Source organism: Roseateles sp. So40a (assembly GCF_048081605.1).
Classification (GTDB): Bacteria; Pseudomonadota; Gammaproteobacteria; order Burkholderiales; family Burkholderiaceae_C; genus Roseateles.
Map to the genome: position 1 here is coordinate 1,956,985 of NZ_CP182288.1, position 10,598 is coordinate 1,967,582.

General features: G+C 70.3%; 9 protein-coding genes. All 9 read left to right on the plus strand.

Going from position 1 to position 10,598, the window contains the following annotated elements; translation table 11 throughout:
• Positions 1-143 precede the first annotated feature (143 nt).
• Positions 144-2,789, plus strand: a complete 2,646-nt coding sequence (locus ACNI65_RS09070) for a FimV/HubP family polar landmark protein (RefSeq protein ID WP_416762513.1) — start codon at positions 144-146, stop codon at positions 2,787-2,789.
• A gap of 85 nt (positions 2,790-2,874) precedes the next feature.
• On the plus strand, positions 2,875-3,687 hold the full coding sequence (truA, locus tag ACNI65_RS09075) for a tRNA pseudouridine(38-40) synthase TruA (protein ID WP_416762514.1): 813 nt from the start codon (positions 2,875-2,877) through the stop codon (positions 3,685-3,687).
• Positions 3,688-3,698: 11 nt separating this feature from the next.
• Positions 3,699-4,334, plus strand: a complete 636-nt coding sequence (locus ACNI65_RS09080) for a phosphoribosylanthranilate isomerase (RefSeq protein WP_416762515.1) — start codon at positions 3,699-3,701, stop codon at positions 4,332-4,334.
• A gap of 54 nt (positions 4,335-4,388) precedes the next feature.
• On the plus strand, positions 4,389-5,699 hold the full coding sequence (gene trpB, locus ACNI65_RS09085; protein ID WP_416762516.1) for a tryptophan synthase subunit beta: 1,311 nt from the start codon (positions 4,389-4,391) through the stop codon (positions 5,697-5,699).
• A complete protein-coding gene (trpA, locus tag ACNI65_RS09090; RefSeq protein ID WP_416762517.1) occupies positions 5,696-6,493 on the plus strand; it encodes a tryptophan synthase subunit alpha in 798 nt (265 codons plus the stop codon). Before trpB ends, trpA begins: the two co-directional genes overlap by 4 nt.
• 63 nt (positions 6,494-6,556) lie before the next feature.
• On the plus strand, positions 6,557-7,429 hold the full coding sequence (accD, locus tag ACNI65_RS09095) for an acetyl-CoA carboxylase, carboxyltransferase subunit beta (protein ID WP_416762518.1): 873 nt from the start codon (positions 6,557-6,559) through the stop codon (positions 7,427-7,429).
• A gap of 95 nt (positions 7,430-7,524) precedes the next feature.
• Positions 7,525-8,907 carry a bifunctional tetrahydrofolate synthase/dihydrofolate synthase gene (gene folC, locus ACNI65_RS09100; RefSeq protein WP_416762520.1) on the plus strand — a complete coding sequence of 461 codons (1,383 nt, stop codon included), beginning with the start codon at positions 7,525-7,527 and terminating at the stop codon, positions 8,905-8,907.
• A 140-nt stretch (positions 8,908-9,047) separates the two neighbouring features.
• The gene (locus ACNI65_RS09105) at positions 9,048-10,016 is read left to right on the plus strand and encodes an SPOR domain-containing protein (protein WP_416762521.1); all 969 of its coding nucleotides are present in this window, start codon (positions 9,048-9,050) and stop codon (positions 10,014-10,016) included.
• An 83-nt stretch (positions 10,017-10,099) separates the two neighbouring features.
• Positions 10,100-10,588 carry a CvpA family protein gene (locus tag ACNI65_RS09110; RefSeq protein ID WP_416762522.1) on the plus strand — a complete coding sequence of 163 codons (489 nt, stop codon included), beginning with the start codon at positions 10,100-10,102 and terminating at the stop codon, positions 10,586-10,588.
• The last annotated feature ends 10 nt before the right edge of the window (positions 10,589-10,598 follow it).

The following is a 10,598-nucleotide window of genomic DNA, read 5'->3' on the forward strand; positions in this document are numbered from 1 at the left end:
AACGGCTGGGAGCCTGCCCGGGCACATCAGTCGCACAACAACAATACGTCAGACAGGCGGTCCTCAGGGTGGGCCGCTTTGTTGCTTTGGGGGACGCCTTGAAAAAACATGCGAGCGCATATGCGCGATTTGCGCTGAGCCAGGTGGCCGCGGTCACCGTGTTGGGACTGGCGGCGGGCTCGGCCTGGGGTCTGGGACTGGGGAAACTGACGGTGCAGTCGGCGCTCGGCGAGACGCTGCGCGCCGAGATCGACGTCAGCAGCCTCAGCCCGGAGGAAGCCAGCTCCCTCAAGCTGCGCGTGGCCTCGCCCGACGCCTATCGGTCGTCGGGTCTGGACTACAACGCGGTGCTGTCCAGCACGCAGGTGCAACTGGCCCGCCGTCCCGACGGCCGCCCGTACCTGCGCCTGACCAGCGATCGCGCGGTCCAGGAACCGTTCGTCGACGTGATCCTCGAGGTGAACTGGTCCAGCGGCCGGTTGACCCGCGAATTCACGCTGCTGTTCGATCCGCCGAACAACAACGTCGCCCGCAGCGCCGAGCCCACCACGTCCCCGGTGATCTCCGCCCCCGCGCCGTCCACGGCGCCGGTCGCGCGCACCCAGCCGCCGGTGGCGTCCGCCCCGGCCGCGCCGGTGAGCCAGCCGCCCGCGCCGGCCGTGAGCGCCAGGCCCTCGCGTCCCGCCCCGGCCCCCGCGCCGACGGCCGCCGCGCCGGCTCCCGCCACGGGCGCCTCGGAGTACACCGTCAAGCCGGGTGACACGCTGTCGCGCATCGCCTCGCGCACGCAACCGGCCGGCGTCTCGCTGGACCAGATGCTGGTGGGCCTGTACCGCAGCAATCCGGACGCGTTCATCAACCAGAACATGAACCGGCTGAAGTCGGGCGCCACCTTGTCGGTGCCGGGCAGCGAGTCGGTCCAGTCGATCACGCCTCAGGAAGCCCGCAAGGTCATCCAGGCGCAGAGCAGCGACTTCGGCGGCTATCGCCAGCGCCTGGCCGAGGCCGCGCCGACGCTCAAGCCCGACGAGAACGCGCGTCAGGCCAAGGGCTCCGTCCAGGCCGCCGTGGAGGACCGCAAGCCGGCCACCTCCGCCACTCCGGACAAGCTGACGCTGAGCAAGCCCAGCGTCGCCGGCGGCGAGGCCAAGGTCTCCAAGGACACCGAGAAGAAGGACTCCGCCGCGCGCGTGGCCGAGCTGACGCGCAACGTCGAGGAGCTCAAGAAGCTCTCCGCCGCCGCCAAGCCGTCCGCGCCGACGACGACGGCCGCCGCTCCGGCGCCTGCCCCGGCACCGGCTCCGGCGCCCGCACCGGCTCCCGCCCCCGTGGTGACCCCGCCCGTGAGCGTCGCGGCCAACGTGCCGGCGTCCGCGCCGGCGCCGGTGGCCTCTGCTGCTGCTTCGGCCGCCGAAGCCGCGACGCCGGCCTCGGTCCCGGTGGCCGCGTCGGCTCCGCGCAAGGCGCCGGCTCCTCAGCCGCAGGCCGAGGAACCCGGTTTCCTGGATTCGTTGTCCGACTACCTGCCCGCGCTGCTCGCCGCGCTGGCCGTGATCGGCGGCGGTGTGTTCTACAACCGCTGGCGCGCGCGCCGCGACGCGGCCTCGCGCTCCGAGACCGCCTTCGCGGAGAGCCGCCTGGCGCCGGACTCGTTCTTCGGTCACAGCGGCGGCCAGCGCGTGGACACGCGTGACGCGTCCACGACCGGCCAGTCGTCGATGAGCTACTCGCTGAGCCAGCTCGACGCGATCGGCGACGTCGATCCGGTCGCCGAGGCCGACGTCTACCTGGCCTACGGCCGCGACCTGCAGGCCGAGGAAATCCTCAAGGAAGCGCTGCGCGCCAATCCGGAGCGCCTGGCCATCCGCCTGAAGCTGCTCGAGGTCTACGGCAAGCGTCGCGACATCAAGGGCTTCGAGCAACTGGCCGTGCAGCTGTACGCCGAGACCAAGGGTCAGGGCGAGGACTGGCTGAAGGTCCAGGAGCTGGGTCGTCAGGTCGATCCCGAGAATCCGCTGTATCAGCCGGGCGGCGCGCCCGTCATGTTCGAGAACGATGACGAGCGTCCCGAGCCGATGAACGCGAGCACGCTGCCCGCGGCCGGTCTGGCCCATCCGGGTTCCGGCGCGCTGGCCCGTGCCGCCGCGACGGCCGCCGCCGGTGCTTCCGTGGCCGCGGCTGCCGCCCCGCGCGACAGCGGCCCGTCCAGCCTGATGGACTTGGACCTCGACCTGGACCTGGGTTCGCCCCCGGCCCCGGCCCCCGCGATGGCCGCGACGCAGGCGCTGCCCAGCTCGGGCAGCCAGGCGCCGATGAACATGGACCTGGACCTGAGCACGCCGCAGTCCGCGCCGACGACGGCCTCCGCCCATGAGCTGGAGTTCGACCTTGGCGATCTGGATGACCTCGGCGGCACGACGCCCGCGTCGGCCCCGGCCGCCGCGCCGGAGTCGCTGGACTTCGACCTGTCGAGCATCGACCTGGACCTGCCGGCGGACGCCCCCGCGGCCCGCGCCGACGAGGGGTCGATCGAGCTGCCCGACCTGGACGTGCCGTCCGACGCCAAGCCCACGACGCAGGACACGATGAGCCTGGACGACCTCGGCGTCGACCTGGACAGCATCGATCCGAACGACGACGAGGCGCTGCAGCGTCAGCTGGAACTGGCCGAGGAATTCCGCCAGATCGGCGACACCGAAGGCGCTCGCGACGTGCTGCAGGAGCTGGTCGGCAAGGCCAGCGGTCCGCTGAAGGATCGCGCGCAGCTGATGCTTGATTCGATGCGCTGATCCGCTTCGCTAAACTGCGCGTTCTACGCGACAAGGCGCTCGGCCTGGCCGGGCGCCTTTTCTTTTTTCTGGTTCGGAGATCCGCATGCGCGTGGCGCTGGGTGTGAGTTATCGCGGCGATGCCTACAAGGGGTGGCAGAGCCAGCCCGGCGGCGGCACCGTGCAGGATGCGCTGGAAGCGGCGCTCGGCCAGTTCGCCGCGCAGCCGATCCGCACCATCTGCGCCGGCCGCACCGACACCGGCGTGCATGGGCTCAACCAGGTCGTCCACTTCGATTCACCGGTCGATCGCGAGCCCTTCTCGTGGGTCCGTGGCACCAACCGTTACCTCCCTCCGGACATCGCCGTGCAATGGAGCGCCTTTCCCGGCGACGACTTCCATGCGCGCAACCTCGCGCGCGGCCGGCGCTACTGGTACCTGCTGCTCGAGTCCAACGTGCGTCCGTCCATCCAGCAAGGCGGCGTGGGCTGGACCTTCCGGCCGCTGGACGGCGACGCGATGCGTGACGCCGCGGCGCGCCTGATCGGCGAGCACGACTTCAGTTCCTTCCGCTCGGCGGAGTGCCAGGCGGCGTCCCCGGTGAAGCTGCTGCGCCGCATCGAGATCCAGCGGCATGGCCCGTACTGGCGCTTCGAGTTCGACGGCATCGCGTTCCTGCATCACATGATCCGCAACCTCATGGGTTGCCTGATCGCGGTGGGAGCAGGGCAGAAGCCGCCGTCGTGGATGGACGAGGTCCTGGCGGCGCGTTCGCGCGACGCGGCGGCACCGACCTTCGCGCCGGACGGGCTGTACTTCGTCGGGCCGAGCTACGACGATCACCTGAACCTGCCACGGCACACCGCGGCGATGGACTGGCTGCCGGGCGGCTACTCCGCGCCGCTGCCCAATCTCTGAGCTTGACGACCATGACCCGTACCCGCATCAAGATCTGTGGCCTGACCCGCGAGGACGACGTGGACACGGCCGTCGCCGCCGGTGCCGACGCGATCGGCCTGGTGTTCTACGAGAAGAGCCCGCGCGCGGTCAGCGTCGCGCGCGCCGCCGAGCTCGCCCGGCGCCTGCCGCCGTTCGTGACGCCGGTGGGGCTGTTCGTCAACGCGGCGCCGGCCGCGATCGAGGCCGCGCTGGCCGCGATCCCGACGCTGACGCTGCAGTTCCACGGCGACGAGTCGCCCGAGGACTGCGACCGCTGGGCGCGGCCCTATCTGCGGGCGGCACGGATGGCACCGGGTTTCGATTTGCTAGACTTCGCATCTCGTTTCTCCCGCGCCCAGGCCGTGCTGCTCGATGCCTTCGTCGACGGATACGGTGGAGGCGGAAAGGTCTTCGATTGGTCACTGCTGCCTCCAAGCGTTCCCTCTCCGGTCGTTTTGTCTGGTGGGTTGAGTGCAGCCAACGTGATCGATGGCGTGCAGCAGGTCCGGCCCTGGGCCGTTGACGTCAGCTCCGGCGTGGAGGCCAGCAAGGGCCTCAAGGACGCCGTGAAGATCCGCCAGTTCTGCGATGCCGTGCGCGAGGCTGACCGCCTGATGTCGGTCTGATCGCCTGATCACTCTCCCGATCCGCGCGCGGGCATCCTCCAATGAGGACCCCTCATGTCCAAGACCTCGATTCCCTTCGCGACCGGCCCGCTGCCGGGTTACGCGCAACCGGACGCGCTCGGCCGCTTCGGCCCCGTGTCCACGCCCGCCTCGCACGGTTACTACGGCGGCCGCTTCGTCGCCGAGACGCTGATCCACGCGCTGGATGAGCTCAACGAGGCCTACGCCCGCTACAGCCAGGACCCGGAGTTCATCCGCGAGTTCCAGTACGAGCTGGCCCACTTCGTCGGCCGCCCCAGCCCGATCTATCACGCCAAGCGGCTCAGCGAAGAGCTGGGCGGCGCGCAGATCCTCCTCAAGCGCGAGGACCTGAACCACACCGGCGCGCACAAGGTCAACAACACGATCGGGCAGGCGCTGCTCGCGCGCCGCATGGGCAAGAAGCGCGTGATCGCCGAGACCGGCGCCGGCCAGCACGGCGTGGCCACCGCGACGATCTGCGCCCGTTACGGCATGGAATGCGTCGTGTACATGGGCTCGGAGGACGTCAAGCGCCAGTCCCCGAACGTCTACCGGATGAACCTGCTCGGCGCCAAGGTCGTGCCGGTGGAGTCGGGCTCGCGCACGCTCAAGGACGCGTTGAACGAGGCGATGCGCGACTGGGTCACCAACATCGAGTCGACCTTCTACATCATCGGCACCGTGGCTGGCCCGCACCCGTATCCGATGATGGTCCGCGACTTCCAGCGCATCATCGGCGACGAGTGCCTGGTGCAGATGCCCGAGATGATCGGGCGGCAGCCCGACGCCGTCATCGCCTGCGTGGGCGGCGGCAGCAACGCCATCGGCATCTTCTATCCCTACATCCCGCACGCCGACGTGCGCCTGATCGGGGTCGAGGCCGCGGGCGAGGGCGTCGGCACGCCCCGGCACGCCGCCACGCTCAGCGCCGGCGCGCCTGGCGTGCTGCACGGCAATCGCACCTACCTGCTGCAGGACGACGCCGGCCAGATCATCGAGACCCATTCGATCTCCGCCGGCCTGGACTATCCGGGCGTCGGTCCCGAGCACGCCTATCTGAAGGACATCGGCCGCGCCGAGTACGTGGGCGCCACCGACGCCGAGGCGCTGGCGGCCTTCCACCGGTTGTGCCGCACCGAGGGCATCATCCCGGCGCTCGAGTCCAGCCATGCGCTGGCGCATGCGATCAAGCTGGCGCCGACGATGCGCCCGGACCAGCACCTGCTGGTGAACCTGTCCGGTCGTGGCGACAAGGACATCGGCACCGTCGCCGACCTGTCGGGCGCCGAGTATTTCGACCGCCCGTCGATGGCTGGTCACGCCGTCAAGGGAGGTGCGCGATGAGCCGCATCGAAGCCGCCTTCGCCCGGCTGGGCGCGCAGGGCCGCAAGGCGCTGATTCCGTACGTGACCGCCGGCGATCCGTACGCCGATGTGACCGTCGAGCTGATGCTCGCGATGGCCCGTGCTGGCGCGGACGTGATCGAGCTCGGCGTGCCGTTCTCCGACCCGATGGCCGACGGCCCCGTGATCCAGAAGGCCAGCGAACGCGCGCTGGCCAAGGGCATCACGCTGACCCGCGTGCTGGACATGGTGCGCGAGTTCCGCCAGCAGGACGGCGACACACCGGTCGTGCTGATGGGCTACGCCAATCCGGTGGAGCGCTTCGGTTGGGAAGCCTTCGGCGCCGCGGCCCAGGCCGCGGGCGTCGACGGCGTGCTGATCGTCGACTACCCGCCCGAGGAGTGCGAGGCCTTCGCCGCCACTCTCAAGGGCCATGGGCTGGATCCGATCTTCCTGCTGGCGCCGACCTCCACCGATGAGCGGGTCGCCCGCATCGGCCAGCTGGCCAGCGGCTACGTCTATTACGTCTCGCTGAAGGGCGTGACCGGCGCCGGCCACCTGGACACCGGCGCCGTCGCCGACGCGATGCCCCGCTTGCGCCGTCACGTGCCGATCCCGCTGGGCGTGGGTTTCGGCATCCGCGACGGGGCGACGGCGGCGGCCGTGGCGCGCCATTCGGACGCGGTGGTCATCGGTTCGGCCCTGGTTCAGCTGATCGAGTCCCAGACAAGGGATAATGTCGCGATCCAGGCAGCGGCCTTCATCCGAGACATCCGCGCCGCGCTGGACGCCTGACCGGGGCGCCGATCCACCCGATCGCCCCCGGTTTCGCGTTCCGCTTAGACATAGGAGCCCGCCATGAGTTGGCTTGAGAAACTGCTTCCCCCGAAGATCCAGCAGACCGATCCCGACCAGCGCCGCACGGTGCCGGAGGGCCTGTGGATCAAGTGCCCGTCCTGCGAGACCGTGCTCTACAAGACCGACCTCGAGCAGAACGTCAACGTCTGCCCGAAGTGCGGCCACCACCACCGTATCGGCGCCCGCGCCCGTCTGGACGCGTTCCTCGACGGCGAGGGCCGTTACGAGGTCGGCCAGGAGGTGCTGCCGGTCGACGCGCTGAAGTTCAAGGACAGCAAGAAGTACCCCGACCGGCTCAAGGAAGCGCTGGAATCGACCGGCGAGACCGACGCGCTGGTCGTGATGGGCGGCGCGGTGATGAGCATCCCGGTGGTCGCGGCCTGCTTCGAGTTCGACTTCATGGGCGGTTCGATGGGCTCCGTGGTCGGCGAGCGCTTCGCGCGCGGCGTCGAGACCGCGCTGGAGCAGAAGACCCCGTTCATCTGCTTCACCGCCACCGGCGGCGCGCGGATGCAGGAAGGCCTGCTCTCGCTGATGCAGATGGCCAAGTCCAACGCCGCGCTCACGCGACTGGCCAAGGCGAAGCTGCCCTACATCAGCGTGCTGACCGATCCGACGATGGGCGGCGTGTCGGCGAGCTTCGCGTTCGTCGGCGACATCGTCATCGCCGAGCCCAAGGCGCTGATCGGCTTCGCCGGTCCTCGCGTGATCGAGAACACCGTGCGCGAGAAGCTCCCCCCGGGCTTCCAGCGCGCCGAGTTCCTGATGGAGAAGGGCGCGATCGACATGATCGCGGACCGTCGCAAGCTGCGCGAGATCATCGCCCGCAACCTGGCCATCCTGCAGCGCCAGAGCTCCGACGCGGTCGCCTGACGGCGCGCCGCCGAACCGCCCGGCGCGGTTCCGGTCCTCAGCACGGCCAGACCCGACCCGGTCTGGCCGTCTTCATTTGAGCCTTGGAAGTCCCGATGTCCTCTCCGATCCCTCACGAACTTTCCCTCCCCGTGCTGGCGCCCGGCGGTGACGCGCAAGCGGTGCTCGACGCCTGGCTGGCCCGCTGCGAGCGCCTCCACCCCAAGGAAATCGACATGACCCTGGCCCGCGTGGCCGAGGTCCGCGATCGGCTGGGCCTGAAGTTCGGCCCGGACACGCCGGTGGTGATGGTCGCCGGCACCAACGGCAAGGGTTCGACCTGCGCGATGCTCGAGAGCGTCGCGCTGCAGGCCGGTTACCGCGTGGGGCTCTACATCAAGCCGCACCTGGTGCACTTCCAGGAGCGCTGCCGGGTGGGCGGCCGCCCGGTGGACGCCGCGGCGCTGCTGCCGCATTTCGAGGCCGTCGAGCGCGCCCGGGGCGATCTGACGCTGACCTACTTCGAGTTCACGACGCTCGCGATCCTGCACTGCCTGGCCGCCGAGCCGCTGGACCTGGTGATCCTGGAAGTCGGCCTGGGTGGCCGGCTGGACGCGGTCAACGTGATCGACGCCGACTGCAGCGTCATCACCAGCATCGACCTGGACCACACCGAGTACCTCGGCCCGGATCGCGAGTCGGTCGGTCGCGAGAAGGCGCACATCATGCGGCCGGGCCGGCCGGCGATCGTCTCCGACCCCATGCCGCCGGCATCGATCGCGGCCCATGCTGAATCGATCGGCGCCGATCTGCGTCAATTGGGCCGCGACTTCACCTATTCCGGCGACCGCCAGCAATGGCAGTGGGCGGGCAGGGCGCGTCGCTACAGCGGCATGTCCTACCCGGCACTGCGCGGTGTGAACCAGTTGCTCAATGCCTCGGGCGTGCTGGCGGTGTTCGAGGCGCTCTACGAGCGGCTGCCGATCTCCGCACAGGCGGTGCGCGCCGGGCTGGCGCTGGTGGAGCTGCCGGGGCGCTTCCAGGTGGTGCCGGGCTCGCCGATGCTGGTGCTGGACGTGGCGCACAACCCGCACGCCGTGGCGGCGCTGGCGCAGAACCTGGACCAGATGGGCTTCTTCCCGCGCACCCGCGCGGTGTTCGGCGCGATGGCCGACAAGGACCTGGCCAACATCCTGGCGCGCATCTCGCCGCTGATCGACCACTGGCACTTCTGCGACCTGCCGATCGCCCGTGCGGCGAGCGCCCAGGCGCTGTCGCAGCGCTTCGAGGAGGCGCGTGCCGCGGGCGCGCTGCAGACGCCCAAGGACGTGGCGTTCACGCTGCACGCGGATCCGGCGTCCGCCTTGGCCGCCGCGGCCGCCGAGGCGGACCCCGCTGATAGAATTTTGGTCTTCGGTTCGTTCTTCACCGTGGGCGGCATCCTCAAGAACGGCATCCCGAGGCTGGGCGGCGGCGTCCAGCCGGAATCCGAGTCCTGACACGCCCGCGTTGAACGCATCGCAACGCTGCATTCGAATCTGTCGCGATTGAAGTCGGCGGCCCCGTCCGTAAATGCGGAGGGGCCGCTTCCCGCTTTCGGGGCGGCGACGGCGCGGCATCAACCAGGTCATCCGAGTACATGGGTTTTCTGTCCTTCCTGAAGCGCGGCGAAGCGAACGATTCCGGCGACCGGGGCGGTGAGCGTGGCGACCGGGCGCGCGCCGACAGCGGCCGAGGCCGCTCGCGCGGCGGCGCCGAGGCGGTCGACGACGTCCAGCAACTGCGCCTGCGCGCGCGGCGCCGCCTGATCGGAGCGGCGGTGCTGGTGGGTGTGGCGGTGATCGTGTTCCCGCTGGCCTTCGAGACCCAGCCCCGCTCCATCCCGGTGGACCTGCCCATCGACATCCCGCGCAAGGACGGCACGCCGCCGTTGAGCATTCCGGCGCCGACGGGGCAGAGCGCTCGCGGCACGACCGAGGCCGACGCCGGCCGCGGCATCATCACCGAGTCCGCCGAGCAGGCTGACGCCGACCGCGCGGTGCCCCCGCCGGGATCGCGTCCCGGCGTGACGCCCGAACAGCAGGTCGCGCAGGCGATGCCGCCCACGCGCATGACCACGCAGCCCGATGAGCGCGCGACGATGGCCGAGCCCGCCCGTCCGGCGATCGTCGAGCCCAAACCCGAGCGCAAGCCCGAGACCAGACCGGAGACGCGCGCCGAGCTCAAGCCGGAGCGCAAGCCCGACCTGAAGCCGGAGGTCAAGCCGGAGCGCAAACCTGAAGCCAAGCCCGACACGCGCGCGGCCGATGCCGCTCGCGCGCAGGCGCTGCTCGAGGGCCGGTCCTCGCCCGAACGCAAGGTCGACGCGGCCGCGGGCAGCGCCCGATTCATCGTGCAGGTCGGGGCGTACGCCGACGGCAAGGCCGCGCAGGACGTGCGCGCCAAGGTCGAGCGCCTGGGCCTGAAGACCTACACCCAGGCGGTGGAGACCGCCGACGGCAGACGCATCCGCGTGCGGGTGGGGCCTTTCAACTCGCGGGACGAGGCGGACAAGGTCGCGGCGAAGGTCCGTGGTGGTGGCCTGTCCTCGGCCGTGCTGACGCTCTGACGGGCCGGCACGGAGATACGAACGATGCCCGGCCATGACCGCCTCGCGCCACGCCCGATCCCCAGCCCTCGCGGAGCCGCGCGATGAACTGGGTCGATCTCGCGCTGATCGGCCTGTTCGTGATCTCGGTGCTGCTTGGCGCCTGGCGCGGCCTGGTGTTCGAGCTGATGACGATCGCGGGCTGGATCGTGGCCTACCTGGCCTGCCCGTTCGTGGCGCCGCTGGTCGAGCGTTTCATCCCGATCGACAAGGTCGGCCCGACGATGCTGCATGCACTGGGCCTGGTGCTCGCGTTCGTGCTGGTGCTGCTGGTGTGGGGCATCGCCGCCAAGTTGATCCGGGCAGTGATCCATGCCACGCCGCTCGGCGTGATAGATCGACTGTGCGGCGCGGGCTTCGGTGTGCTGCGCGCGGTGCTGCTGGCGCTGCTGACCACGGTCATCGTCGCCATGACGCCGGCGGTGCATTCGGCGCCGTGGGTCGAGTCGCAGATCGTGCCGTATCTGCAGGTGACCCTGACGCAGGTCAAGCCGCTGTTGCCCACGGCCCTGCACGACTACATTCCGGCCTGAACATCCCGAA

Bases quoted from the DNA above. Each gene is read 5' to 3' on its own strand.
- accD (WP_416762518.1), top strand. From the start codon at position 6,557: ATGAGTTGGCTTGAGAAACTGCTTCCCCCGAAGATCCAGCAGACCGAT.
- ACNI65_RS09105 (WP_416762521.1), top strand. From the start codon at position 9,048: ATGGGTTTTCTGTCCTTCCTGAAGCGCGGCGAAGCGAACGATTCCGGC.
- trpB (WP_416762516.1), top strand. From the start codon at position 4,389: ATGTCCAAGACCTCGATTCCCTTCGCGACCGGCCCGCTGCCGGGTTAC.
- folC (WP_416762520.1), top strand. From the start codon at position 7,525: ATGTCCTCTCCGATCCCTCACGAACTTTCCCTCCCCGTGCTGGCGCCC.
- truA (WP_416762514.1), top strand. From the start codon at position 2,875: ATGCGCGTGGCGCTGGGTGTGAGTTATCGCGGCGATGCCTACAAGGGG.
- ACNI65_RS09110 (WP_416762522.1), top strand. From the start codon at position 10,100: ATGAACTGGGTCGATCTCGCGCTGATCGGCCTGTTCGTGATCTCGGTG.
- ACNI65_RS09080 (WP_416762515.1), top strand. From the start codon at position 3,699: ATGACCCGTACCCGCATCAAGATCTGTGGCCTGACCCGCGAGGACGAC.
- trpA (WP_416762517.1), top strand. From the start codon at position 5,696: ATGAGCCGCATCGAAGCCGCCTTCGCCCGGCTGGGCGCGCAGGGCCGC.